The organism is Gordonia aquimaris (assembly GCF_026262595.1).
Taxonomy (GTDB): domain Bacteria; phylum Actinomycetota; class Actinomycetes; order Mycobacteriales; family Mycobacteriaceae; genus Gordonia; species Gordonia tangerina.
Genome location: NZ_JAPKFM010000007.1, coordinates 52536 through 78970, shown reverse-complemented (window position 1 = coordinate 78970; position 26435 = coordinate 52536). Strand labels below are relative to the sequence as shown.

23 protein-coding genes and 1 pseudogene are annotated in these 26435 nt (G+C 65.8%); 12 read left to right on the top strand and 12 right to left on the bottom strand.

The genetic code is table 11. The annotated features are described in order from the left end of the window. Positions 1-3 precede the first annotated feature (3 nt). Complete coding sequence (locus OSB52_RS09285; RefSeq protein WP_266061432.1) at positions 4-924, bottom strand: N-acetylglucosamine kinase; 921 nt, start codon at positions 922-924, stop codon at positions 4-6. A gap of 76 nt (positions 925-1000) precedes the next feature. Further along, the gene (locus tag OSB52_RS09280) at positions 1001-1441 is read right to left on the bottom strand and encodes a hypothetical protein (RefSeq protein WP_266061430.1); all 441 of its coding nucleotides are present in this window, start codon (positions 1439-1441) and stop codon (positions 1001-1003) included. 132 nt (positions 1442-1573) lie between these two features. Here OSB52_RS09280 and OSB52_RS09275 point away from each other — a divergent pair, with 132 nt between their 5' ends. Then, positions 1574-2053: a nitroreductase family deazaflavin-dependent oxidoreductase gene (locus tag OSB52_RS09275; protein WP_266061428.1), complete on the top strand. Its 480-nt coding sequence runs from the start codon at positions 1574-1576 to the stop codon at positions 2051-2053. 22 nt (positions 2054-2075) lie between these two features. Here the strand turns inward: OSB52_RS09275 and OSB52_RS09270 are convergent, their stop codons facing one another. Continuing rightward, positions 2076-2906 carry a crotonase/enoyl-CoA hydratase family protein gene (locus tag OSB52_RS09270; protein ID WP_235724200.1) on the bottom strand — a complete coding sequence of 277 codons (831 nt, stop codon included), beginning with the start codon at positions 2904-2906 and terminating at the stop codon, positions 2076-2078. Positions 2907-3680: 774 nt separating this feature from the next. Here OSB52_RS09270 and OSB52_RS09265 point away from each other — a divergent pair. After that, positions 3681-5696 (top strand): HNH endonuclease signature motif containing protein, encoded by a 2016-nt coding sequence (locus OSB52_RS09265; protein ID WP_266061427.1) that lies wholly within the window; start codon positions 3681-3683, stop codon positions 5694-5696. A gap of 25 nt (positions 5697-5721) precedes the next feature. On the opposite strand, the gene OSB52_RS09260 is transcribed toward OSB52_RS09265, so the two are convergent. After that, positions 5722-6285, bottom strand: a complete 564-nt coding sequence (locus OSB52_RS09260; RefSeq protein ID WP_235724198.1) for a dihydrofolate reductase family protein — start codon at positions 6283-6285, stop codon at positions 5722-5724. Continuing rightward, the gene (locus tag OSB52_RS09255; protein ID WP_235724197.1) at positions 6282-7223 is read right to left on the bottom strand and encodes a helix-turn-helix domain-containing protein; all 942 of its coding nucleotides are present in this window, start codon (positions 7221-7223) and stop codon (positions 6282-6284) included. Before OSB52_RS09255 ends, OSB52_RS09260 begins: the two co-directional genes overlap by 4 nt. 132 nt (positions 7224-7355) lie before the next feature. On the opposite strand from OSB52_RS09255, the pseudogene OSB52_RS09250 reads away from it, so the two are divergent. Next, a pseudogene (locus OSB52_RS09250) lies at positions 7356-9234 on the top strand (N-acyl-D-amino-acid deacylase family protein). Further along, on the top strand, positions 9231-9680 hold the full coding sequence (locus OSB52_RS09245; protein ID WP_266061424.1) for a nuclear transport factor 2 family protein: 450 nt from the start codon (positions 9231-9233) through the stop codon (positions 9678-9680). Before OSB52_RS09250 ends, OSB52_RS09245 begins: the two are co-directional and overlap by 4 nt. Positions 9681-9683: 3 nt before the next feature. Here OSB52_RS09245 and OSB52_RS09240 read toward each other — a convergent pair whose 3' ends face one another. The 6 genes from OSB52_RS09240 to OSB52_RS09215 all read right to left on the bottom strand — a co-directional run bounded on the left by OSB52_RS09240 (position 9684) and on the right by OSB52_RS09215 (position 16837). Further along, a complete protein-coding gene (locus tag OSB52_RS09240; RefSeq protein WP_372512386.1) occupies positions 9684-11399 on the bottom strand; it encodes an alpha/beta hydrolase in 1716 nt (571 codons plus the stop codon). Between the two features lie 77 nt (positions 11400-11476). Then, complete coding sequence (locus tag OSB52_RS09235; protein WP_266061423.1) at positions 11477-12580, bottom strand: ABC transporter ATP-binding protein; 1104 nt, start codon at positions 12578-12580, stop codon at positions 11477-11479. A gap of 44 nt (positions 12581-12624) precedes the next feature. Beyond that, positions 12625-13500 (bottom strand): carbohydrate ABC transporter permease, encoded by an 876-nt coding sequence (locus OSB52_RS09230; protein WP_266061422.1) that lies wholly within the window; start codon positions 13498-13500, stop codon positions 12625-12627. Continuing rightward, entirely contained in the window at positions 13500-14456 is a 957-nt protein-coding gene (locus tag OSB52_RS09225) for a carbohydrate ABC transporter permease (RefSeq protein ID WP_266061421.1), read from the bottom strand. Before OSB52_RS09225 ends, OSB52_RS09230 begins: the two co-directional genes overlap by 1 nt. Positions 14457-14459: 3 nt before the next feature. Continuing rightward, positions 14460-15848: an ABC transporter substrate-binding protein gene (locus OSB52_RS09220; RefSeq protein ID WP_266061420.1), complete on the bottom strand. Its 1389-nt coding sequence runs from the start codon at positions 15846-15848 to the stop codon at positions 14460-14462. Then, positions 15848-16837: a sugar-binding transcriptional regulator gene (locus tag OSB52_RS09215; RefSeq protein ID WP_266061418.1), complete on the bottom strand. Its 990-nt coding sequence runs from the start codon at positions 16835-16837 to the stop codon at positions 15848-15850. Before OSB52_RS09215 ends, OSB52_RS09220 begins: the two co-directional genes overlap by 1 nt. A gap of 123 nt (positions 16838-16960) precedes the next feature. On the opposite strand from OSB52_RS09215, the gene OSB52_RS09210 reads away from it, so the two are divergent. The 3 genes from OSB52_RS09210 to OSB52_RS09200 are packed head-to-tail and all read left to right on the top strand — an operon-like array spanning position 16961 to position 20933. Next, complete coding sequence (locus OSB52_RS09210; protein ID WP_266061498.1) at positions 16961-18064, top strand: NAD(P)-dependent alcohol dehydrogenase; 1104 nt, start codon at positions 16961-16963, stop codon at positions 18062-18064. A gap of 38 nt (positions 18065-18102) precedes the next feature. Then, the gene (locus OSB52_RS09205) at positions 18103-19545 is read left to right on the top strand and encodes a mannitol dehydrogenase family protein (protein WP_266061497.1); all 1443 of its coding nucleotides are present in this window, start codon (positions 18103-18105) and stop codon (positions 19543-19545) included. After that, positions 19542-20933: a xylulokinase gene (locus OSB52_RS09200; RefSeq protein WP_266061416.1), complete on the top strand. Its 1392-nt coding sequence runs from the start codon at positions 19542-19544 to the stop codon at positions 20931-20933. The genes OSB52_RS09205 and OSB52_RS09200 overlap by 4 nt, the downstream gene beginning before the upstream one ends. Before the next feature lie 4 nt (positions 20934-20937). Here the strand turns inward: OSB52_RS09200 and OSB52_RS09195 are convergent, their stop codons facing one another. Beyond that, positions 20938-22032: an NAD(P)H-dependent amine dehydrogenase family protein gene (locus tag OSB52_RS09195; protein WP_266061415.1), complete on the bottom strand. Its 1095-nt coding sequence runs from the start codon at positions 22030-22032 to the stop codon at positions 20938-20940. Between the two features lie 126 nt (positions 22033-22158). Here OSB52_RS09195 and OSB52_RS09190 point away from each other — a divergent pair, with 126 nt between their 5' ends. The 5 genes from OSB52_RS09190 (at position 22159) to OSB52_RS09170 (ending at position 26386) form a co-directional block, all read left to right on the top strand. Further along, positions 22159-22893: a glucose 1-dehydrogenase gene (locus OSB52_RS09190; protein WP_266061414.1), complete on the top strand. Its 735-nt coding sequence runs from the start codon at positions 22159-22161 to the stop codon at positions 22891-22893. A 118-nt stretch (positions 22894-23011) separates the two neighbouring features. After that, entirely contained in the window at positions 23012-24088 is a 1077-nt protein-coding gene (locus OSB52_RS09185) for an ABC transporter permease (RefSeq protein ID WP_266061412.1), read from the top strand. Then, positions 24085-24909, top strand: coding sequence for an ABC transporter ATP-binding protein (locus tag OSB52_RS09180; protein ID WP_266061411.1), 825 nt, complete (start codon positions 24085-24087; stop codon positions 24907-24909). Before OSB52_RS09185 ends, OSB52_RS09180 begins: the two co-directional genes overlap by 4 nt. Continuing rightward, a complete protein-coding gene (locus tag OSB52_RS09175; protein ID WP_266061409.1) occupies positions 24906-25769 on the top strand; it encodes an ABC transporter ATP-binding protein in 864 nt (287 codons plus the stop codon). Before OSB52_RS09180 ends, OSB52_RS09175 begins: the two co-directional genes overlap by 4 nt. Beyond that, positions 25766-26386 carry a TetR/AcrR family transcriptional regulator gene (locus tag OSB52_RS09170; protein ID WP_266061407.1) on the top strand — a complete coding sequence of 207 codons (621 nt, stop codon included), beginning with the start codon at positions 25766-25768 and terminating at the stop codon, positions 26384-26386. Before OSB52_RS09175 ends, OSB52_RS09170 begins: the two co-directional genes overlap by 4 nt. Positions 26387-26435: the final 49 nt, after the last annotated feature.

Sequence of the window (26435 nt, the reverse complement as noted above, 5' to 3'; positions counted from 1 at the left end):
TCGTCACGCACGGTGGATGTGCGTGGCGAGAGGATGGTGTTCTGGCGGCTCCAGTAGCAGCGCGACACCGTCGAGCGTGTCGCCGTAGGGCGCTGCGATGGTGACGTCGGGTGTGGTGGTGCCGATCAGCTCGATGAATCGTGTACGGACCAGGTCGTTGTTGGTCAGGACATTGCCCATCCAGCTCACCCGGGATGACTGCCCGGTCCGGGGATCGCTGCGCCGCAGGGCGGCTCGGACGGAGTCGGCGAGTTCAGCCGCGGCGCGCTGGAGGATGTCGACGGCGACGGTGTCGTCGGTGCGTGCGGCGGCCGACACCTCTCGGGCGAATCCCGCGATGTGGGCGACCCGCTCGGGATCCGCCTGCAGCGCCATGTACAACTCGGGCAGTGGACCGAACGTGGCGTGCGCCGACTGTTCCAGTGGCGTCGGTGCGCCGCGCCCGTCGTAGGCGCGCAAGGCGGCGTCGAGCCCGGCGCGTCCGATCCAGTAGCCGCTGCCCGCGTCGCCGACCAGATGCCCCCAGCCGTCGACGCGTGCGACCCCACCGTCACCGACACCTAGCGTGACCACGCCGGTGCCCGCGGCGATCACCGCGCCCTTCTCGAAACGGTTGGCGGCCAGGTAGGCCGAGACCGAGTCATGCGCCAGCGCGACCGTGTCGGGGCCGACTCCGGCGAGGGCGGCCAGCAAGTCGTCCGGACGGGTGGCCTGCGGGGTGAGTCCCGATACGCCCGCCGCCACCGCACCGACGTCGGCACCGGTCGCGGAGATGACATCCCGCGCCACCTCGGCAATCTGTGGAACCACAGGACGATCGGTGTAGATCGGACCGGCGTTGTGTTCGCTCGTGCCATCTCCAAACACTCGGATGCGGGTGCCCGTCTGGCCACCGTCGATCGCCATCCGTTGCCGGCCGCTCATCGGTCCTCCCATCAGCGCCGAAACCCGATCCTCGGGCCTCAACGTACTACGCGAAACGACTCATCGGCGCAGATGCTCAGGCCGCGGCGTCCTCGGCGATGGTCAGCGCGACGAGATCCGCGTCGTTGGCGCGATGCACCGGCTGCACGGGCACGTCGTGCCGTCGGGCGGCGGCGATCAGCTGGCGCGCCCAGGCGAGATCGTCATCGGAGACACCGTCACGACCCGGGCGGGAGATCAGGAACGCGACCGACTCGGCCTCGAGCGCCTCGATTGCCTCGCCGAGGGTGAACAGGAGCGGATCCACCTCTACCGGTTCCGGTGTCGGTGGCAGCGGCAGCCAATTGAGAACCTTCAACAGACGTCGGTCGGGTCCGACGAAGGCGAACCATAGTCGCGCGCTTCCGAATCCGAGCGGCCCCATCAGAGCGCGCCAGCGTTGGCGCATGTCGTCGGCACCGACGATCGGGTCATGAGCGGTCTCGATGGCGGGGATCGTGCTGTCATCCTTTGTCATGATCAGATCATCGCTGTCTTCCGAACGCAGCCGTGGTTCGTTGTCCACAGGTTGCCGCCGCTGTGCATGGCTCGGTTGACTCGTGCCCTCGGATGGCCGAGGATGGTCGGCTCGACCTGGCAGACTGGGCGTATGGGTGTGCTCACGCCGTTGGCGGTGAAAATCGGTTCGATCGGCTGGATGCCGCGCTATCTACCGCAGATCGTGGTGGTGGACAGCGCGCTGCAAAAACTGACGGGGCAGCGGGTGACCCTGCTGGATGTGGCCGGACTGCCCAACATCACGCTGCGCGTAGCGGGCCGTAAAAGCGGGATTGTTCGGTCGACCCGACTGCTCGCGGTACCGGACGGAGCGGGTGCGTGGTTGATCGCCGGCTCGTACTTCGGCGGACCTGACATGCCCCAATGGGTATTCAATGTGCGTTCGGCCGACACCGTGGAGGTGGGGCATCACGGTACCGTCTCCGCGATGCGGCCACGTGAACTCGACGGTGACGAACGGGTGCGCGCCTGGCGGACATTGGTGAACGTGTGGCCCAACTTCGACCTCTACGTCCAGCGCACGCAACGTCGGATACCGGTGTTCCGGCTGGAGCCGGTCGCAGCCAACTGACCGGCTCCAGCACCGGCACAGTTCAGGCGCCGCGGAAGTCGGGGCGGCGCTTCTCGAAAACTGCGGTGACCGCCTCGGACAGATCCTCACTGGGGAGGAACGCGGAGTTCCATGCGGCGACGTAACGCAGACTGTCCTCGACGCCGGCGCGACGGCTGTGGTCCAGCACCGCCTTGATGCCGTTGACGACGAGCGGGGGATTGGCGGCGATCTCGGCAGCGGTCGCCCGGGCGGTGTCGAGGGCGGCGTCGCGGTCCGGGAGTACTTCGTTGACCAGGCCGATGCGTGCGGCGTGGGCCGCGTCGACATCCTTACCGGTCAGTGCGAGCTCACGAAGGTGGCCGTCACCAATGATCGCCGGCAGGCGGGCGAAGCTACCGACGTCAGCAACCATGGCCACCCGAACCTCGCGGACGCTGAACTTGGCGTCGGCGCTCGCGTACCGGATGTCGACAGCACTGATCAGATCGACTCCGCCGCCGATGCACCAGCCCGCGACTGCCGCGATGACCGGCTTGCGACAGTCGGCGACTGCGCTGATCGCCGCCTGCAGTCGTCGCAGGTTGTCGTGAAACTCGGTGCGCGGCCGCGCTTTCGCACCCTCGGCGAGTACGGGGCCGAGGTCACCACCCATGGCGGCGAGATCCAGCCCGTAGGAGAAATGCGCTCCGGAGCCGGCCAGGACGACCGCACGGACGTCGTCGTCACGGTCGAGCTGCGCAAAGATCTCCGGCAACTCACGCCAGAAATCCGGTCCCATCGCATTGCCCTTGCCTGGCCCGGTGAGTACGACCTCGGCGACGTGGTCGGAAACCGACACCTCGAACGCTTTCCACTGTTGTTGATCGCTCATTCTGAGAAGGCTACCGGGCCGCACCTGCGGCTATGTCGGGTGTCATGGGATCGCTGCGCGCAGTCGGCGAGCGCCTGCCGGCGGAATTCGGTCGTACGCCCGATCCTCGAGGACTTCTCGGTCGATCTCAGATGAGCAGCTGAGCGAAAGCGCGAAGCACACTGCTGCGGGGATGGGGTGCGGAATATGCGAAACGCCCACGCCCTGAGAATCAGGTGATGGAGAGCCGCAATGGCATGACGCGCGAGGGCGACGGACCTCGGTGAGGCTGCAGCCCCTGTTCCCTGAGGAGCGTCCGAGATTACGAGGTCGCGTCGCGAAGGGTCCACCCACGCAACCACTCTCACGCAGGACAAGATGTCACACCCCGCCGCTATCCTGTACCCAACACCTCACCGATCAAGTCCATCCACACCCCTCCCTCAGCACACCAAAGTTGTCAGACCTGACCGATAGTCTGATAGCAGTTCGATTCCCCACCAACGTTTCCCGCCGAAAAGGGAGGAGTCCGGAAATCACTTACCGATCCCTGAGGAGCGATCGAGCTTGCGAGGAAGCGTCACGAAGGGTCCACCCACGCAACGACACTCACGCACGAAAAAGTTGTCGGACCCCACCGATATCCTGAACTCAACACCTCGCCGATCAAGTCCATCCACACCCCACCCGCAGCGCACCAAAGTTGTCAGACCCGCCCGATAGACTGATGGCAGTTCGATTTCCCACCAATCCATCCCGACCTCAGAGGCCGTCTTCGCTGGAAAGGAGTGTTTCGTGTTCACGTTCACCGACCGTGCTGCCGACGACGCTCTGCTGGCCTCGAGCAGTCTCGATGAGTTGGCGCAGCATGGTCGCGATTTGTTGCGGTTGAGTAATCAAGCTCAAGCAATCGCGATGCAGATTGCCCGTCAGATCGGGCAATCCACTTACAACGAGCGTCTGGCCGGGTACAACGATTTCGTTCCGAACCGGGTCCGCAATGCCGCGGACAAGGCCGCGAAAGGCGAAATCTCGCTGCAGTTGGGTATTTCTCGACGTCAAGCCGGTGAATGGGTCGGTCTCGATGAACTACTCGACGAGCACCCCAAGATTCGTGATGCCTTCCGTGCCGGTGATTTGAGGCCCCACCGGCTGGGTGTGGCCATCCGCGGCGCCGCCACGGGCCCCACCGGCGACCTGCGGGAGCGACTGGCAGACCTCGCCGACAACGCCCACACTGACGAACCCGATACCGACGCCGACAGCAAGGATGTCGAGGAGGAACTCGCCCTCGACCTCGACGACCCCGAGGCCGACCTCGATCCCGGCGCCGACGACGCCGGCTCCGACGACGCCGGCACAGACGGTGAGGGCACAGACGGTGAGGGCACAGACGGTGAGGGCACCGACGACACTGATAACGCTGCGGCCGAGACCGACCCCGCCACCGACGATCCCGATGATGAGCCGTGGGATTTCGATGATGTGGTGCTCGATCTGGCCAGCCGACCCACCACCGACACTGCACTGCGCGATGATCTCGACGCGATCATCATCAGTCTTGATCCTGATCGGGCGGCCCAGACCCGCGATGACATCACCGATCTGTTCGGGGATGTGACGATCGGTAACGAAGCGTTCGGGCACATGACCGTCGATGCCTGCATCCCCGCTGAACACGGCGTGCACCTGCGTGACCGCATCAGCGCCCTCATCGGACGACGGGTCTGCCGCCGTGATGGGCGCAGCATCAAAGCCCAACGCGTGGCCGCGTTCGCCGAGATCATCAAAGCCCCCGGCGCGAAATTGCGCTGCCACTGTGGCGACGACACCTGCCCCGCCCGCCAGACTCGTACCAGCAACCGGGGGCAGGCCACGGATGCCACCCCGAGTTCGGTCACCGACAGTGAGCGCGACTCGTCGGTCGACACCAGCACGGCTCACGACGCCAGCGCATCGGGCCAAACCGCCGACGAACCCGCGACCGGTGGGCCTGACGCGGCAGAAGAACAGCCGATCACCCTCGCCGACATCGACGAAGACACTGCCGTCGACAGCGACAGCGACTCGAACATCGACAACAACGGCGAGAGTAGCCAATCCGGCACCGGAACCAATGCCGTTGACACCACTCAGGATGCCGCGCCCTCCCCGAAACCGCGACGAGAGTTCATCACCGCACCACCCGCCGAACACGACACCGACGTCGCCGACGCGGAACCGGCCGACGACTCCGCCGAAACCGACAGCGACTCCGACTCCGACTCCGACCTCATCGTCCCCGGCCTGACCCTGCTCCACGACCCCACCGGCCTCGACCCCACCCGCCTGATGGGCTACGGCGCCATCGACCCCGCCCACGCCGCACGAATCGCACCACACGCCACCACCATCACCGCCCGCCCCAGCGAAACCCGCACCGCCAGCGGACTGATCATCTTCGGCAACCGCACACCGGCCCCACCGATCGACCTGACCGGGCACGGAGGTTTCGCCACCCCACCACCGGGGGCGCTGACCTACAGGCCGTCAGCCGCGTTGCGGGCGGAGATCATCCAACTGGACCGGCGCTGCCGCTACCCCTACTGCGGCAGACCATCCGAGGAATGCGAACTCGACCACCTGCACAAGTTCTGCCATGCCGACCCGGTGGCCGGTGGCTGGACCGTGGCCTTCAACCTCGCACCCCTGTGCCGGCCCGACCACGACCGCAAACATGACGGGCCGTGGATACCGACCATGCACACCGACCGCACCATCACCTGGCGCAACGCCCGCACCGGCCAGATCATCGTCACCTACCCCAGGTGATCGGCGGCGGGCGCAGCCGTCGCCGTCAGGATGCCACCCGCGGCCGCGGACCCACCACCGCATAGCGTGCGCACACGAATGCCCGGTTTCGCGCCGTGTCAACAAGTTCCAGGTCATATCGTCGGGGGAATAGTGGGCGACCCTCGCCGAGCGTGACCGGCGCGAACGACACCACGATCTCGTCGAGCATTCTCGCGTCAGCGAACTGTGCTGCCAGATCGCCACCACCGACGATCCAGATGTCCTTGCCTCCGGCGGCCGCCACCAGAGCGTCTCGCTTGCTCCCGGGATCGCCGGTGACAACGGAGATGGTATCGGCGATCGGCGTGATCTCGCGGTGGGTGAACACGAAGCACGGAATGTCGTATGGCCACGGCTTTCCATCGCTGACCTCGTTCTCGAGTAGCCAGCGATATGTGGTCCAACCCATGACCATGGCGCCGATGTCAGCGATGAACTCGGTGTAGTTCATCGCGCCGCCTTCGTCGATGGGTTGGGTGAGCAACCAGTCCAACGAATCGTCCGGGTCGGCCAGATATCCATCGAGCGTGCTCGCCGTGTAGTAGCGGAATATGGGATGTGAACTCATAGCGTGCCTCCAGATCGGTGTCGGTGCCACATGATGGGGTCGGGATCGGCGCCCGTCGTGTCGATGCCGGCGTCGGCAAGCATCCAACGGACCAGTTGTCGCCGATGAGCAGAAAAGGTCAGGACGTGCGCCCAGATCTGCGACAGCAGAAACGACTCCGGCGGATCGCAGATTGCGTCGACGATGCGATCCGACCACGCCGAGCGGCGATCGATGTCACGGGTCAGGGCCAGCCAACGTGGAGCTATCTCCTGGTGTAGTTCCGTCAACACCGTCACGTCCATCGCAATGTCGAGGTCGGGTGTGTCCTCACCGTCGATGCTGGCCAGCCATGGGGCCTTGCCCGCGACGAGCTGCGTCATGACCTGTGCGATCGATTCCTCTGGACCACTCCACTGCAGCACTTGGTGGCCGGGCAATCGTGGCGCACAGTAATCGGATTCGTCGATTCCTTTGACGATCTCGAGCAGCGCCTCGATGTCCTCGAGGTCGTGGCGTGTCATCATGGCGAGAACGTCACCTGCAGATTCTTCAGTCGCGTTGTCGCTGTCGATGTACAACACGGTCGGCGAATGGAAATGGATGCCGTTCGGTGACGGCAACCAGTGGCCGCGTACGTCACGAGAACCGAGACGGCTCGGCGCATGGCCGAACGCCCGCGCGAACGCGCGGGCGAATCCGTCCACCGACTCGTAACCCGCAGCAAACGCCGCATCAGTCACCGACGAATCACGCTGGAGCTGCCATGCGGCTCGCTCGAGCATCACCCGACGCCGCATGGCCACCGGCGACTCGCCGACATGACGGGTCAACTGTCGACTGAAGTGAAACGCCGAGGAGTGTGCGCCGGCGGCCATGTCGTCGAGGCTGCGATGGTCCTCACTCAGCACCGCATCGAGTAACTCGCGGATACGATCACGCCCCGTCTCCTCAACCATGCACTCAGTATCCGCCGGTCGCGTGCCCCGACGCCCGACCATTCTTGCTCTGTTGCGACTGTTGGTCTGTTGCGACCCGACCGCGGTCCTGCTGGGTGACGGCCGGTGGGTCAGGTGTACAGAAATCGAAAAATGTCTACCAACTCGTTGACACCCATCCGAAGGCACGTCTCTAATGATCGAGTGACCTACGACACAATCATTCGTGACGGGCTCTGGTTCGACGGCAGTGGCACTCCGCCGGCCGTCAGATCCATCGGCATCCGCAACGGCGTTGTCGCCGTGGTCTCGGCCGACCGCATCGACGAGACCGGGTGCACAGACGTGATCGATGCGACGGGCAAGTGGGTACTGCCAGGGATGATCGACATCCACACCCACTACGACATCGAGGTGCTCGCGCAGCCGGAGCTCGCCGAGTCCCTGCGGCATGGGGTGACCACGGTGCTGGTGGGCTCGTGCTCGCTCTCGACCGTCCATGTCAACGGGACCGAGGCGGGAGACTTGTTCGGTCGGGTCGAGGCGATCCCACGCCACCACGTCATCGACACCATCGATACGCACAAGACGTGGTCCAATCCGTCGGACTACGTCGAGGCGCTCGAAAGTCGGCCCCTCGGCCCGAACGTCGCCGCGTTCATCGGGCACTCCGACATGCGGACCGCCGCCATGGGCCTCGACCGCGCCACCCGCAATACAGTGCGCCCCACCGACTCGGAGCAAGCACAGATGGAGCTGGCTGATCGACGCGTTGGACGCGGGGTTCGTGGGCATGTCCTCCCAGCAACTGCTCTTCGACAAACTCGACGGCGACACGTGCCGCTCGCGCACCCTCCCGTCGACGTATGCCAAGCCGCGCGAACTGCGACGACTCAAGGCATTACTCCGCAAGACCGGACGCATCCTGCAGGCCGGGCCGGACATCAGCAACCCGGCCGACGTGGGATCGCAGGCGTTCACGTCGCTGGGCATAGGGCGGCGCAAGCTCAAGACAAGTCTGCTCTCGGCCGCCGACATCAAGGCCAACCCCTATGCCATCAAGATCATGGGACCGCTTGCGGGACTGGTCAACCGACTCGGCGGTGACTTCCGCTGGCAGCACCTTCCGGTGCCCTTCGAGGTGTACGCGGACGGCATCGACCTCGTCATCTTCGAGGAATTCGGCTCCGGTGCGGCCGCGCTGCACCTCAAGGCGGAGCTCGAACGCGACGAACTGCTGCGTGACGAGGATTATCGACGCCGATTCCGCAAGGACTACGAGTCCAGGTTCGGAACGCGCGTCTGGCATCGCGACTTCTTCGACGCCGAGATCGTCTCCTGCCCGGACGAATCGGTGATCGGGAAGTCATTCGGGCAGGTCGGCCTCGATCGCGGTGGTCTGCACCCGGTCGACGCCTTTCTCGACCTCGTCCTCGAACACGGCACCGACATCCGTTGGCGCACCACCATCTCCAACCACCGACCGGACGTGCTCCAGCAGATGGCCCGCGAACCCGGCATCCAGCTCGGGTTCTCCGACGCCGGAGCCCACCTCCGAAACATGGCCTTCTACAACTTCGGACTGCGACTGCTCAAACACGTCCACACCGCCGAACGACGCGGTGAACCCTTCATGGACGTCGCCACGGCCGTACACCGCATGACCGGTGAGCTCGCCGAGTGGTACGGCATCGACGCCGGTCACCTCCGACCGGGTGACCGGGCCGACCTGATGATCGTGGATCCCGACCATCTCGACGATTCGCTCGAGAGCTACGCCGAAGCAGCCGTTCCCGCGTTCGGTGGCATGTCGCGGATGGTCAACCGCAACGACGACACGGTGGTCGCGGTGTTCGTGAGCGGACGCCGGGTGATGGAACGCGGCACACCGACCGAACTGGTGGGGCGGGCCCGAACCGGGCAGTTCCTGCGTGCCGGTCGCCGCGGCGACCCGGTGCCGGCGGCACCCTCGGACCTCGATGTGCGGCCGTCCCGGCGACCGGCACTGGCCGAGACCGGGGCCGCCGAGTGACCCCGGCTCCGGCCGACACGGTCCTCGGCCTGTGGCGGGCGCTGTCAGAACGAGACTGGGACGCGGTGTCCCCGTTCCTCGCCGACGACTGTATCTACCTCGATGTTCCGTTCGGTCCCGCCCTCGCCGCCCGCGGTCCCGTCGACATCATCAAACGCATCAAAGTGGGATTCGAACCGTTGTCGAGCTATCGCAACCACGACGGGTTGCTCGTCGCCAACGGCGACGACGTCATCTATGAGCACTCCGAGACGTGGACATGGCCCACCGGCGAGGTCGCCGAACTGCCGTTCGTCACGGTGCACCGGGTGCGCGATGGCCAGATCACCCTGTGGAAGGACTACTGGGATTCGACGACTCTGATCAACAGCGCCCCGCCGACCTGGATGGATGATCTGATGGCTGCCGACACCAGCTGGGTCTACGACGCCACCGGACAGATGTGAGGATCAGTCGCGGTTGAGGCGCGGCAACAACGCCGCCGTCTTCGCGTCGGTCCAGCCCGGCGGTTGCAGAATGTCAGCCCACGCGTAGGGGAGCGCGGACATGTAGTCGTGACCATGACCGTCTGGCACATTCACTGCGACCGCCATGTCGGCGGACACCTGCAGGAAGGTCACGAACGGAATCCACCGAGTCGACGACAGCACATCGCGCCCGCGCGGCTCATCGAGCCAGTCCGGTTCATTCAGGATCAGATTGGGATTCCACCAGGTGATGGGGTCGCTGGCGTGCTGCACGTACACGATGTGCGATGTCGGAGAACCGGATTCGGGGAGGTCGGTCTCGTCGGCGATGAACCGCACCTGGGTGCCGTTGTCATAGACCGGCAGCACCTGCGGGGAACCCTCGTCCCGGTTGTTCGTGGTGTCGCGCCACAGGGTGTTGTTGAAGGTCGGACCGCTGAACAACGCACCATCGGTTCGCGCAGCCAACGCCGGAATGGTGCCAAATGCGGACTCACCGGCGAACGAGCCGAGACTCTCGCCGAAGACCACCAGTTTCGGCTGATCCTGCTCAGGCAGAGCACGCACGCGTTCGGACACCGCCTCGAAAAGTGCGCGTCCCGCCTGGCGGGCCCGCTCCTTGTCCACCAGGAACGACAGCCAGCTCGGCAGGTACGAGTACTGCATGCTGACCGTCGCGGTATCGCCGTTGTACATGTACTCCAGCGAATCAACCGTGGCCTTGTTGACCCAGCCGCTGCCGGTGCTGGATGCCACGGCGACGACGGCCCGGTCGAGGCCGCCGGTGCGCACGAGCTCGGCGGCCGCCAGCTCTGCCTCCTCGCGTAGACTGTCGGCCGACTCCAGCCCGGCGTACACCCGGATCGGTTCCTGTGCCGGCGCGCCGTTGAACACCGACAACGCTCCCACGTCAGGGCCCTTCGCGACGAACACGCGTCCCTCACGCCCCAGCGAGTCCCAGGTGACCAACGAGCCCGGCCCTCCGGATCGCAGTGGCGATGTGGGCGGCGACGTCTCGGCCTTCGTTTCCTCGTTGGCCGCGGCAAAACTCGCATTCAGCCATTGCATCGAGTACTTCGCGACGACACCGTTGAGGATGAAGATCGCCAACAAGACCACCACCACGGCGCCCACTGCTGCTGACACCCGCGGTGGCGCAACACGGTTGAGGTGCCGCACACACCAACGCACGGCATACGCAAACAGTCGTCCCAGGCTGACCAGGATGAGGAAGACGACCACACCCATGATCGCGATGAGTGGATACGACCCCCAACTCAGCCGTTGCACACCCATCAGGTCGCGAATGTCGTCCTGCCACTGGGAGAACCACACCAGCATCAGCACCGTACCGACCACCGCGACGATACCGAGCACGATCCACGATCGCCGCGACGGCGGACGCCACGGTTCGTCGCGCGACATCATGTAGCGCACGAACCAACTGGCGAACACTCCCAGGCAATAGCCGACGGCCGCGGATGCCCCGCTCACCACGCCCTGGAAGAAGGCCCCTCGGGGCAGCAGTGAGGGCGTCATTGAGAACCAGACGAACACCAGGGCGACGGTGACCGGCACATACCGATAGCGCCCGAGGTGGCGCCGCCACCAGGGGGCGACCGGCGCCGGACTCGGCGCGTCGATGTCGTCACCGGCCGGCCGCTCGTGCTCGGTCGATGTGGGATTCTCCGCAGTCACCGGTGCTCCTCCGCTGTTGTCGGCGCGATGACATTATCAGCGGAGGCCTCGGCATGCCCGCATCTCAGATCACGCGGTCACCCCACAATGCGGTCGCCGGTGTCGGGGTCGAACAGATGCACCGCACGGTCGACCTGATGCAGCCGTACGGCCTCGCCCGCCTTGGCCGGTGCGCGATGTGACGACCGCGCGACCAACGTCACCGGTTCGCCGTCCAGATTGGCGATGGAGGGGTCGTCGACACGTGCGTAGATGTAACTTTCGCTGCCGAGTTCCTCGAGCAGGGCGACGTCGGCGTCGATGCCGGCGTCGCCGATCGCCAGGTGCTCGGGCCGGATGCCGACGATCACCTTGCCGAGCCCGGAGCCGCGCAGCAGCGCCTGCGATTCGTCGTCGAGATCGACCGTGGAGCCGGCGATGGTGACGGCGCCGTCGTTGACGGGCGCGGTGAACAGGTTCATGGCAGGCGAGCCGATGAATCCGGCGACGAAGGCATTGACCGGGCGGTCGTAGAGATCGGCGGGTGTGGAGAACTGTTGTAGGACGCCGTGGCGCAGGACGGCGACGCGATCGCCCATGGTCATGGCCTCGACCTGGTCGTGGGTGACATACACGGTGGTGGTGCCCAATCGGCGTTGCAGCGCAGCGATCTGGGTGCGGGTCTGCACCCGGAGTTTGGCGTCGAGATTGGACAGCGGCTCATCCATGCAGAACACCTGCGGTTCGCGGACGATGGCGCGGCCCATGGCGACGCGTTGGCGTTGGCCACCGGAGAGCTTGGCAGGCTTGCGGTCCAGGAAATCTGTCAGGTCGAGCAGTCGGGCCGCCTCGGCGACCTTGGCCTTACGCTCTTCGGCAGGAACCCCGCGCATCTTGAGTGCGAAGCCCATGTTCTCGCCGACGGTCTTGTTGGGGTACAGCGCGTAGTTCTGGAAGACCATGGCGATGTCGCGGTCCTTGGGCGCCACGCCGACCATGTTGTCGCCGCCGATACGGATAGCGCCCGAGTCGATCTCCTCGAGGCCGGCGAGCATCCGCAGAGCGGTGGACTTGCCGGAGCCGGACGGTCCGACGAGGACGACGAACTCGCCGTCTTCGATGTCGAGGTCGAGGCGGTCGACGGCGAGTTTGTCGGCGCCCGGGTAGACGCAGCAAGCCTGGTCGTAGGTGATGGAAGCCATGTCGAAAATCTCCTGTTGAGAGTCGGTGGAGGGAAGGGTGGACGCTACTTGATCGCTCCGAAGGAGAGCCCGCGGACGAGTTTGTTCTGGGCGATCCAGCCGCAGATCACCACCGGCAGCGCGGCCAGCACCGACGCGGCGGACAGTTGCGCCCAGTACAGGCCTTGCCCCGACATGAAGCCGGTGAGGAACACCGGCATCGTCTGGGCGTTGACGGCAGTCATGTTGACGGCGAAGAAGAACTCGTTCCAGGAGAAGATCACGCAGATCAGTGCGGTGGCCGCGATGCCGGGTGACACCAGCGGCAGGATCACTTCGCGCACCGAGGTCCAGAGACTGGCGCCGTCGATACTTGCGGCTTCGAGGAGTTCACCGGGGACTTCCAGGAAGAACGAACGCATCATCCAGACCGCGATGGGCAGGTTCATGGCGGTATAGAGGATCACCAGCGTCCAGATGTTGTCGAGCATGCCGATGCGTCCGACGATGACGTAGAGCGGGATGATCGCGGCCACGATCGGCAACATCTTGGTGCTGATGAAGAAGAACAACGCGTCCTGGGTCTTGCGGACCGGACGCAGCGACAGCGCGAAGGCGGCCGGCACGCCGAGCAGCAGTACCAGGATGGTCGACAAGATGGTGGCGAACAGCGAGTTCAGCAGCGGTGTGCCGATTCCCGCGTCGAACACCTCGCGGAATTGCTCCAGCGTCGGGGTGAAGATGAACGTCGGTGGGTCGGTGGCGGCTTCGCTCTCTTTCTTGAACGCGGTGAGCACCATCCACAGCACCGGGAAGAAGAAGCCGAGTGCCAGGATCCAGGTCACCACGGTCAGCAGTGCGCCGCGGGTGTCGCGTTTGCGGGTGATCTCGACACCATCGACGGTGGCCGAGGACCGGTGGGTGGGCATCGTGGTGGTCATCAGGCCGCCTCCTCGTTTCCGGTGAACGTCTTGAAGATCAGACGCAGAGCCAGCGAGGCGACCACGATGGTGCCGATCACGGTGACCACGCCCATGGCGGCGGCCTGCCCGATGTCGAAGCCGAGGAAGGCTCGCTGATAGATGTAGAAGGGCAGGTTCGCACTGGACACGCCCGGCCCGCCGGAGGTCATCATGTACACCGCGTCGAAGGTGTTGACCAGATAGATGGCCCCCAGCACCGCGCCGAGCTCGATGAACCGGCGCAGATGCGGCAGCGTGAGTTCACGGAACAACCGGAAGCTGGTGGCGCCGTCGACGCGGGCCGCCTCCTGGATGTCGTGGGGCATCGACTGCAAGCCGGCGAGGATCAGCAGCATCATGAACGGTGTCCACTGCCACACCAACTCGGCGATCACGCTCATCAGCGGATAGGTGCTGAGCCAGTCGGTCTGCACCCCGAACGGGCTCAGCAGCCAATTCACCAAACCGTTGGTGGGGGACAGCAGGCTGGTCTTCCACAGAAGTGCGGCGGCCACCGGGGTCACCAGGAACGGAGTGATCAGCAGGGTGCGAACGATGCCGCGGCCCAGGAACTTTCGATCGAGCAGCAAGGCGAAGATCAGCCCCAGGATCACCGAGGCGATCACGGTGCCGGCGATCAGCAGGATCGTGTTGAGCGTGACCCGCCAGAACTGGGTGTCGGTGAAGACCGCCAGGTAGTTGTCGATCCCGACAAAACTGCGCGAACCCGGCCGCACGAGATTCCAGGACTGGGTGGAATAGAACAGCGTGAACACGAAGGGCACCTGCGTCACGACGATCATGAAGATCAACGCGGGTAGCAGCGGTCCGCGCCTGCGCCAGCCCTCGGCGCGGGAGATGCGGTCGCGTTTCGAACTCGGTGCCGCGGGGCGCGGTTGTGGTTGCGCGCCCGGCGCGGCGAGTGTGGTGGCCACGGCTCACCTCTCCTTCTGGTAGGTCTTGCCCACCGTCTCGGCGTATTCCTGGCTCTGCTCGAGCGCCTGTTCGACACTGATCTGACCGGCGATCGCGGCCGAGATCTGCTGGCTGACGCGGGTTCCGAGATCCTGGAACTCGGGGATCGCGAGGAATTGGATACCGGTGTAGGGCACCGGCTGCAGCGTCGGATCCTGTTGGTCGGCCGTCGTCATCGCCGACAAGGTCGCATCGGCGAAAGGAGCCGAGATCTCCTGGTAGGCGGGCAACTCGTAGGTCGACATGCGGCTGCCGGGTGGAATATGAGTGGCTCCCAACGTGTCCGACACATACTCGATGTAGTCGCGGTTGGTCATCCAGTCGATGAACTTCCAGGCCTCGTCTTGTTTGGTGCTGCTGGTTGGGATGCCCAGCGACCATGTGTAGAGCCATCCGTTGTCGGACTTGGCCATCCGCGGAGCGGGCAGATATCCCACGTCGCCGGCGATGGTCGAGGTGTCCGGGCTCTCGAGGACCGACACCGCCGAGGTCGCGTCGTACCACATCGCGACCTGACCTTGGGAGAGCAGATTGCCGCACTCCTGGAATCCGGAGGAGGCCGCTCCCGGCTCACCATGGTTGCGCACCGTGTCGACGTAGAATTTGACGGCCGCCTCGACCTCCGGGCTGGTGAGCTGGGCATTCCAGTTCTCGTCATACCAGCGACCGCCGAAGGCGTTGATCACGGTGTTCAACGGCGCCAGGAGCTCACCCCAGCCCGGTTTGCCACGCAAGCAGATGCCGGATACGTCACCGGTGTCGAGTCGCGCGGCGGCCTCGGCCACCTGCGGCCAGGTCGGGTTCGCCGGCAAGGTGACGCCGGCGTCGGCGAACATCCGCTTGTTGTACATCAGAAAAGACGACTCGCCGTAGAACGGTGCCGAGTACATCGAACCCTCATAGGACAGTGCGGATTTCAGAGTGGGGATGAAGTCGTCGGCGTCGTAGTCCGGGTCGGCGTCCATATAGGGCGTCAAGTTCACCAGCCAGCCGTTCTCGGCCCACATGGGTGTTTCGTAGTTGCTGATCATCACCACGTCGAACTCCCCGCCACCGGTCGCCACCGACGCGGTGATCTTGGCGCGGGCCTCGTTCTCCGACAGCGTGACGAACTTCAGCTTGATGCCGGGGTTCTCCTTCTCGAACTGACCGGACAGCGCGACCGCGTCCTGCATCTGTGAGTTGGAGACCATGGCGACGGTGACCGCGTCACCGCCCCCACCGGTGAGTGATCCCGCGCCGGAACAGCCGGCCAGCACGAGGGTGACAGCTGTGGCGATCGAAGCGAAACCGATTCGCGTCCGACGCGAACCGTGTGTGCGGCGGCGACCGGATCTCGGTCCTGGCAGCATCAGAGTTCACCTTCCTGTTGCGCGACGAGCCACTCGGCGGTGGGGAGATCGGTGACGAGAATCGTCGAATACCCGCCGCGGAGGGCGCCGAGGATGGAGTTCCGGCGGTGCTCTCCACCGGAGACGAGAATGGTTGTGGGGCAGGCCCGGACGCTGTCAAGGGGAACCGAGACCGTTCGGTCGACAAGGGTGGACCGGACGGGTCGGCCGTGCTCGTCGTAGAACCGCCCACCGATCTCGCCGACGGCACCGAGTTCGTCGAGCTCGTCTAGCACGATCGCATCGATGAACGCGCCTTCGAACAAGGTGGTCGACGTCGACACCGACCCGACGCCGAAGAGCATGACGTTTGCCGATCGGGCCGCCGAGAGTGCCTGTGACAGAATCGAGTCCCGCTCCAGGGCGGTGACGGTCTCAGGATCGGCATACAGCGGTGCCACCAGGCGCATCGGCCGCGCGTGCAGTCGATCCGACAGACGGGCGAGAGCGTGGTCGACGCCGGTGTGGTAGTCGACCGAGGTCATCGAACCGTCCATCTGGACCACCTGCCGGCACGATGAGGTGGCCGCCATCGCGTCGGCCACGGCCACTTGTTCAGGGCCCCACGTGAAACCGAGCACATCCGTCGGTTGGATTCGCCGCATCAGCACCGAGGCACCCGCACGGCCGAGGGCGGCGTTGGCCGAGGCGCTGCCGTCGGCGGTGTCATCGATGATGAGCACCTCGTCGAGACCGAAAGTCTGCTCGACGCTGCGTTCCACATCGGTGTGGATGGACGAACTCAGATGACTCGGCGCGCTCACCGTCACCTGGACCAGGCCTTGGGCGCGCGCTCGAGCGACCAGCCGGCCGGCGGTAGGGCGCGACACGCCGAGACGCTTGGCGATCTCGGCCTGAGTGAGGCCTTCGAGGTGATACATGGTCGCCGCTCGCACAAGCAAGCGCAGGTCGTGTCCGGTGTCCGGGGTGGTCCGCGGGGGACTCGTCATCTGACGCCTCACATGTCGCGTGAGCATTTGCTCACTAGCCGGGGATATGCTCAATACGCTAACATTGCGAATGTGAGCTACGCAACAGTCGATGCCAACAGTGATCCACGGAGTACCGCGACGATGCGCGCGAGTCTGCTGCACCCCGGTGGCCGGATGACCGTCGAACACCGACCTGTGCCGAAACCCGGATCGGCCGAGGTCCTCGTCCGCATCGGTGCGGTCGGTGTGTGCGGATCGGATTCCCACTATCTGCGCCACGGGCGGATCGGCGACCACATCGTCACCGAGCCGATCATCCTGGGACACGAGGCGGGCGGTGTGATCGTCGACGTCGGCGACACCGTGTCCCGAACCAGGTTGGGGCAGCGGGTGTCGATCGAGCCGCAACGTCCTGACATGGCGAGTCGGGAATCGCGGCGCGGACGCTACAACCTGTGCCCGCACATGCGGTTCTTCGCCACGCCGCCCGTCGATGGGGCGTTGTGTGAGTATGTGACCATCGGCGAGACCTTCGCGCATGAGGTGCCCGCCGAGGTCAGCGACGAGGCGGCCGCGTTGTGCGAGCCGTTGTCGGTGGCGATCGCCGCCATCCGGAAAGCCGAGGTGGGCATGGGGGATTCGGTGCTCATCGCGGGTGCCGGGCCGATAGGTCTGCTCTGCGCGCAGGTCGCGCGGGCGTCCGGTGTCGGGCGGATCGTGATCAGTGAACCCGACTCGCTGCGACGCGACATGGCCGTGAACTTCGGGGCCACCGACGTTGTGGAACCGGGGGCCGGCGCACTGCCGGGCGGCGACGTCGACGCATTCGTCGATGCCAGCGGCGTCGCGGCCGCGGTTGTCGCCGGCGTCCGGTCGCTACGGCCCGCCGGACGCGCGGTGCTCGTCGGCATGGGCGCCGACGACATGACACTGCCGACCAGCGTCATCCAGAACCGCGAGATCGTCCTCACCGGGGTCTTCCGGTACGCCAACACCTGGCCGACGGCACTGTCGCTGATCGGTTCGGGTCGCGTCGACCTCGATGCGATGGTCACCGGTCGCTTCGACCTCGATGAGGTACCTGCCGCGCTGGACGCCGACCGGACCCCGGGCTCGATCAAGGCGATCGTCTACCCGGGCGGCGTCCCCGAGTCGGTGCGGTTCGAATCGACATCCCGGGACAGCTCCGCATGGCGACCGTTCGTGAACCCAGCCACCCACGTCGACAAGGAAGTGCAGCAGTGACCAAGACGTATCAGCTGAGCCAGGAAGTCCTCGCGACGATCGACACGGTACCGACCCCTGATCACGACTGTCGGCCGAAGCGATGCGCAATCGTGCATTTCGGCGTCGGCGGCTTTCACCGAGCACATCAGGCCATGTACCTCGACCGCCTGCTCGCGAAAGACCCCACGAACGCGGCCGATTGGGGAATCTGCGGCGTCGGGGTACGCCCGGCCGACGCCGCGATGCGCGATGCGCTGGTGCCGCAGGACGGTCTGTACACATTGACCCTCAAGCATCCTGACGGACAGGTGGAAACCTCCGTCCTCGGCGCCGTCGTGGACTACCTGTTCGCCCCCGACGATCCCGAGCGAGTCATCGAGCGGCTGGCCGCTGGCGAGACCCGAATCGTCTCGCTCACCGTCACCGAGGGCGGATACAACTTCTCGCCGTCCACCGGCGAATTTGACCTCACCAACCCCGACATCGTCGCCGACCTGTCCGACGATGCGGTGCCGCGCACCGTGTTCGGGCTCGTCACCGAGGCACTGCGACGTCGACGTGACCGAGGCCTCGAATCGTTCACGGTGATGTCGTGCGACAACATCGCGGGTAACGGACACGTGGCACGGGCGACCTTCCTCGCCTACGCCCGGGCGAAGGATCCTCAGTTGGCCGACTGGATCACCGAGCACACCCGCTTTCCGAACTCCATGGTCGACCGGATCACTCCCGCGACACCGCCCGAATTGCGGGCTGAGGTGTTCGCACGTACCGGCATCGACGATCGCTGGCCGGTCGTCGCCGAGCCGTTCACCCAGTGGGTGCTCGAGGACGCGTTCTCGATGGGTCGCCCCGCGCTCGAGACGGTCGGGGTGCAGATCGTGGACGACGTCACCCCGTATGAACTGATGAAACTGCGGTTGCTCAACGCGGGACATCAGGCCCTGTGCTACTTCGGATATCTCATGGGGTACCGCTATGTGCACGAGGCGACCGCCGATCCGCTCATCACGGAACTGTTGCGGCGCTACATGTCTCAGGAGGGGCGGCCCACTCTGGCGCCGGTTCCCGGCGTCGACCTCGACAGTTACACCGAGACCCTGATCGCCCGGTTCGGCAACCCGTCCATCGCCGACACCATCGCGCGGCTGTGTCAGGACTCGTCCGACCGCATTCCGAAATGGCTGGTGCCGGTGATCCGGGACCGGCTCGCCGCTGGCGGCGACGTACCGCTGGCGGCAGCCGTGGTCGCATCGTGGACGCGCTACGCCGAAGCTGTGGACGAGCACGGCGACGAGATCCGCGTCGTCGATCCGCTGGCGGCGCAGCTCATCCGGGCGGCCCGACGATCACGCACCGAACCATTGGCATTCGTGTCCGACCGTGCGCTGTTCGGCGACCTCGCCGGGGAAGAGCGGTTCACCAAACCGTATCTGGCTGCGCTGGAGTCGCTGCGCCGCGACGGCGCCCGGGACACCCTGGCGGGACTGCTCGCATGACGTTGGTGGCCGGCGTGGATTCCTCGACGCAGTCGTGCAAGGTCGTGATCTGCGACGCCGACAGTGGACACGTCGTGCGGACGGGTGCGGCAGCGCACCCGCCGGGCACCGCGGTCGATCCCGAGCACTGGTGGAAGGCCCTGCAGGATGCCATCGCCACAGCCGGCGGGATCGACGATGTGTCGGCCCTGTCCATCGCGGGGCAACAGCACGGGCTGATCTGCCTTGACCGCGACGGTGCGGTGCTGCGTGACGCGCTGTTGTGGAACGACAACCGATCCGCGTCGAGCGCGAGGACCCTGATCGGCGACTTCGGTGGCGCATCGACTTGGGCGGACCGCGTCGGGGTGGTGCCGGTGGCCTCGATCACCGCCAGCAAACTGCGCTGGGTCGCCGACAACGAACCGGAGGTGGCCGATGCGACGGCTGCGGTGTGCCTGCCGCACGATTGGCTCACGTGGCGCCTGCTCGGCGCCACGGATCTGGCGGAACTGCGCACCGACCGCAGCGACGCATCCGGAACCGGCTACTACTCCGCGGCGACGGGAGACTACTGCGACGAGGTGTTCGACGTCGCTTTCGGCGGTCGCCGGCCGATGCTGCCCAGGGTGCTGGGGCCCGCAGAGACTGCTGGGGTCACCGCGCACGGCTGCGTTATCGGCGCCGGGGCCGGCGACAATGCCGCTGCCGCACTGGGTTTGATGGCATCGGCGGGGGACTGCATCGTCTCCTTGGGTACGTCGGGGGTGGTGAGTGCGGTTACCGAGACGCCGCCGCGCGACGCGTCTGGACTCGTCGCCGGCTTTGCCGATGCCAGCGGACGGCAGCTGCCGCTCGTGTGCACCCTCAACGGCGCACCGGTGTTGGCGGCCGCCGCTCGAATGCTGGGCGTGGGGCTCGATGACTTCGGCGCGCTCGCGCTGTCGGCCGAGCCCGGCGCCGACGGCCTCACCATGGTCCCGTACCTCGCGGGCGAGCGGACCCCCAATCTGCCTGATGCGACGGGCTCGCTGGCCGGCATCACCGCCGACAACTGGACGCCGGCAAATGTGGCGCGCGCATCCGTCGAGGGACTGCTCTGCTCGCTGGTCTACTGCCTGGACCTCATCAGTCGACAGGGGGTCGACGTCGACCGGATCGTGATGGTCGGGGGTGGCGCCCGGTCGGCGGCGGTCCGCGAAATCGCGCCGGGATTGTTCGGCCGTGCCGTGCATCTGCCGGAGCCGGGGGAGTACGTGGCACGAGGTGCCGCCCGCCAGGCCGCGTGGGCGCTGACCGGAGTCCTGCCTCGCTGGCCGGTGCCCACCGAACGACGCGAAGTGCCGCACGCGGACCCGGCAACCTATCGTCGCTACCGGGCGGTGACCGACCTTGTCGTGGGTCGCTGAGTTCTCAAGCGTTCAGCGGAGCCGCGCCGAGAAACGTACCCGCTCCGGTGATCAGCGGTAGATCGAGTGTGGTCCGGATGCCCGACGGACCGTCGACCACCGCAGGAATCGCGTTGACGATACGACCGGCCGCGGCGACGATGGCGGCGTGATTGTGATCGCCGTGCTCGCTGGTGGGACAGATGTCGACTCGATAGGACGGTTCGCCGACGATCTCGACCCGGTAGCACCCGCCGGGTTGCGCGGGTCGGGCCCACTCGACGCCCAGATCCTCGCGTAGCCGGGTCACGTGCTCCACCACGATGGCCGGGCGTCCCTCGACCATGCCGACGATCTCGAACCGCACCGCAGCGCGCGTGCCCTGCTCGATGTGCCCGGACGCGATGTCGAACGCCTCGGGCGCCGCCTCGTCCTCATACTTCTCGACGATGTCGTCCACGGTGATACCCAGGCCCGCGGCGAGCTGCCGAATCGTGGTTCCCCAGGCCAGGGCGAGGATGCCGGGTAGGAACAGCATCGGTGTCTCGGACATCGGTTTGCCGAAACCCATCACGTCGAACATCACGGTGGCGCCGTCGTAGGTCGCGTAGTCGGCGATCTCCATACACCGGATCTGCTCGATCCGCTGACAGGTTCCCGCCAGTGCGAACGGGATCAGGTCGTTGGCGAAGCCCGGGTCGACACCGGTGATGAAAATGCTCGCCTCGTTTCGGTTGGCGGTCGTCTCGAGCTTCGCAATCGCCTTGTCGGGCATCACTCCCCACGGGAACTGGAGCGTGTTGGGGGCCGAACCGACCACATCGATGCCGGCCTCGAGGATTCGCAGGCAGTCGTCGAAGGCCTCGATCGGCCGGGTGTCACCCATGGCGCAATAGACCACGCAGTCGGGTTGGGCTTCGATCACCGCGTCGAGATCGTCGGTGGCGATCACTCCGGTCGGAGCGAGCTCCGACCCGGCCAGCTCGGCGGCATCCCGGCCCACCTTCTCCGCGGCCGACACGCACAGGCCCACGAGCTCGAATCGCGCGTCATCGATCAGCTGTCGCAATGCGAGCCGGCCGACGTTCCCGGTTCCGACATGACCCACTCGAATCGTCATCGAACTCTCCTTGCCCTGGTCAGGTGAACAATTGTCCGGACTACTGTCCAACAGTAGAACACGAGGCGTGGGCAGTTGGGTAGAACCTGTTCTCATTTGCCTGTTGACCAGGTAGTCTCTCTCGCCATGGGACGTGTTGAAGACAAAGTTGCCTTGATTAGCGGTGGGTCGCGGGGCATGGGTGCGGCACACGCGCGCATGCTCGTCGACGAAGGTGCGAAGGTGGTGATCGGCGACATCCTCGACGACGAGGGGAAGGCGTTGGCCGACGAACTCGGGGATGCGGTTCGCTATGTGCATCTCGATGTCACTTCCCCCGACGATTGGTCGGCGGCCGTGGCGACGGCGACCGGCGACTTCGGCAAGCTCAACGTCCTGGTGAACAACGCGGGAATCGTGAACGGTGCCGCGTTGCAGAAGTTTCGCCTCGACAAATGGCAGCAGATCCTCGACGTCAACCTGACCGGAACCTTCCTTGGTATGCAGGCGGCGGTGGAACCGATGATCGCGGCCGGAGGTGGTTCGATCATCAACGTGTCGTCTGTCGAGGGTTTGCGCGGCAGTCCGTGGGCGCACGGCTATGTCGCCAGCAAGTGGGGTGTGCGCGGACTCGCGAAATCGGCTGCGCTGGAACTGGCCCCACACAACATCAGGGTCAACTCGATCCATCCGGGCATGATCCGCACGCCGATGACGGAGGGGCTGCCCGAGGACATCGTGAAAACCCCGCTGGGGCGGCCTGCCGAGTCCAGCGAGGTGGCGACGTTCGTAGTGTTCCTCGCCAGCGACGAGTCCTCGTATGCAACCGGATCCGAGTTCGTGATGGACGGCGGGCTCACCGCCGACGTCCCGCACAACTGATCTGTCGCCGCCCCGCCTCGGCTCGGTCGCGCCCGGGCCGAGGCGGCTGCTCCCGCAGTTCGGGGCAGTTTATTCAACAAGCGTTGACCTCGCCTGTGGGAGGTCATACGCTCGCTGTATGCGCGCAATGATCCTCAAGGAATTTCGCGAACTGCGGCGCGACCGTCGCACGCTGGCGATGTTGATCGCACTGCCGCTGCTGTTGCTGGTGATCTTCGGCTACGCGGCCAACTTTTACGTGTCGTCGGTGCAGACCGCGGTGGTCGGTCCCTCTGCCGACCAGGTCACCACCGCCTTGCCGCCCTACTTCGACGTCACCGAGACCGCCACCGCTGACGGCGTGACGCAGGCGCAGGACATGTTGCGCGAGAACAAGGTCGACGTGGCCGTGGTCACCGGTGGCCCAGGAGATCAACCCACCGCATACGTCGACGGCTCCAACTTGTTCGCCGCGCAGTCGACGGTGTCGATCCTGAACAAACTCGGCGGGCAGATGGACACCGAGGTGATGTTCAACCCGGATCTCAAGACGTCGTGGGTGATGGTCCCGGCCATCATCGGCCTCATTCTGACCTTCATCGGCACGATCATCACCAGTATCGGGTTGGTACGCGAACGAGAGGCGGGCACGCTCGAACAGTTGGCGGTGATGCCGATTGCGCCGAGTCAGGTGATCTTGGGCAAGATCGTGCCCTACTTCATCCTCGCCGCGATCGACATGATCGTGGTGACCGTGCTGGGCATGGTGCTGTTCGACGTACCGTTCAACGGCAATGTGTTCGTCTTTGCTCTCGGGGCAGGCATATTCCTGTTCGTCGTGCTCGGTCTCGGGGTGTTGATCTCGACGATCTCGCAGACGACCGGCCAGGCCATCCAGACTGCATTCTTCTTTCTGATGCCGCAGATACTGTTGTCCGGCATGATCTTTCCGCTCGACGCCATGGCGGCGGGCGTGCGCTGGATCGGTTATCTGCTGCCGTTGACCTACTTCACGATGATCTCGCAGGGGGTGATGCTGCGCGACGCGCCGATCGGGTCGCTCTGGGTTCCCCTGGTGGTGCTGACGGTGATGGCTATCGTCGTGTTCACCGCGGCGACCTTGCGTTTCCGTCGCGATCTGGCCCCCGACGTGTCAAGGTCTGTGCCGCCGAAAAACAAGCCCTCGGCCGATTCGACCGGTGCGGAGGTCGCATGAGCGCGGCAGCCCGGTCGGTGACCGTGACCTTCGGCGCGACCACCGCCCTCGCCGACGTCAGCGTGGAGGTGAAGCCCGGTCAGGTGGTCGCGCTCGTCGGCGGTGACGGAGCCGGCAAAACCACCCTGCTGCGCACCCTGGTGGGTGAGACAGCACCGGACAGCGGGATCGTCGAGGCGCCGGCCAAGGAGCAGATCGGATATCTGTCCGCAGGTCCGGGCAGCTGGGCGGCACTGACTGTGCGGCAGAATCTCGACTTCGTCGGCGGCATCTACGGACTCACCGGCAACGCGCTCGCCGAGCGTCGCGAGGACCTCATCGACCGGGCCGGACTCCGGATCGCGGCCGATCGGCAGGCGTCGGCACTGTCCGGAGGGATGCGACGCAAACTCGGTGCCGCCATGGCGATGCAGCACCGCCCCGAATTGCTGGTCCTCGACGAACCGAGTACCGGGGTCGATCCGGTGAGTCGAATCGACCTGTGGCGAATGATTTCCGAGGCTGCTGCCGACGGTGCCGCCGTGCTGATGTCGACGACATACCTCGACGAGGCTGAGCGTGCGAGTGAACTGGTGGTCCTCGACCGGGGGCGGGCCCTGACGACTGGGTCGTACGACGACGTTCGTGCCGGCTTCACGGGCACGATCACCGCGACGACCACGCCGACGCGGCCGGATTGGTCGTGGCGTCGAGGGCGGCAGCGCCGTGAGTACTGGCCGGACGGGCCGCCGGACTCCGACGCCGAAGTCGTCACGCCGGATCTGGAAGACATCGTCATCGCGTTGTCGATGACGCGGCGGCATCAGGAGGCTCCGGTATGACGGGCGACGAGATACTCCGTGCGCAGTCGGCGACCCGTCGGTTCGGCGACTTCACCGCGGTCGACGCGGTGACGATGGCCGTGCGGCCGGGGGAGGTGGTGGGTCTACTCGGCGCCAACGGCGCCGGCAAGACCACCTTGATCCGGCTGCTGCTGGGGTTGTTGGCCCCCACCGAGGGCGCGGTGGAACTCCTCGGTGGTCCACCCGATCGTGCGCACCGCGCGCGGATGGGCTACGTCCCACAGAACCTGGGTCTGTATCGCGATCTCACGGTGGCGGAGAACCTGTCCTTCAGTGCCGGGGCATACGACACGGCGGTCCCCGAGATCCCGGTGACGTTGCACGACTTCCGCGACACCCTGGTCGGCGACCTGGCGCTGGGAGCGCAACGGCAGGCGGCGTTTGTGGTTGCCTTGGCCCACGAGCCCGAGGTGCTCGTCCTCGACGAACCGACATCCGGCGTGGACGCACTGTCGCGGGCCGAACTGTGGGACACCATCCGTGGACAAGCCGACCGCGGGGTGGGGGTCCTGGTCACCACCCACTACATGGAGGAAGCACAGCAATGTGATCGCCTGCTGCTGATGGCCGGCGGCCGACTCGTCGCCTCGGGAAGCGAGAACGACATCATCGGTGACACACGTGCGGTCGCGGTACACACGGCCGACTGGGCTCACACCTTTGCCGTGCTCAATGCCGCCGACATCCCGGTGATACTGGACGGCACGGCGATTCGAGTACCCGACACCGAACCGGCGACCATCACTTCCGCCTTGTCCGATGCCGGCGTCGACGCCGAGATCACACCGGTCGCGGCCACGATCGAGGAACGGATGCTGGTCCTCGCCCGGTCCCGATGACGTCGGCACGTGGCCCCGGTCGACCGAAACTCGATCCGACCGTGGACAATCGTCAGCGCATTCTCACCACCGCTCGCGAACTCTTTTCCGAGAGCGGTTTCGAACGCACCACGATGAGGGCAATCGGACGGCGTGCCGGAGTGGATCCGGCTCTCATCCATCACTATTTCGGTACCAAGAGCGATCTGCTGGTGGCAGCCCTGCGCCCCGAGGTGAACGTGGCCGCGGTGTTCGACGGTATCGCCGACACCGACTCTTCGGTGGGACGCGAGTTCGTGCACCGCGTCATCGATTTCTGGGAACGTGACCCGCAGCAGCGCGCTCGTGCGGTGGCGTTGTTGCGCGTCGCGGTGACCCACGAGCAGATCGCCGACCGGCTCCGCGAGTTCATTCGGGGCGTGGCGACCGCCGCGCTCGGTGAGTTCGTGGCCACCGACGACAGCGATCGGCGGGTGGCGATGGTGATGTCGCAGATGTTGGGGTTGATCCTTGCCCGCTATGTGATGAAGGTGCCGGGTATCGCCGATGCATCTGCCACCGAACTGAGCCGATGGGTGGGCCCGACCATCGACAACTATCTCAGCGGCGACATCGGTGGCGTCTCGCCCGACCGGTGACGGCTCGGCCGCGTTCACACCGGCGACGACATGAGGGCACAGGGAATGG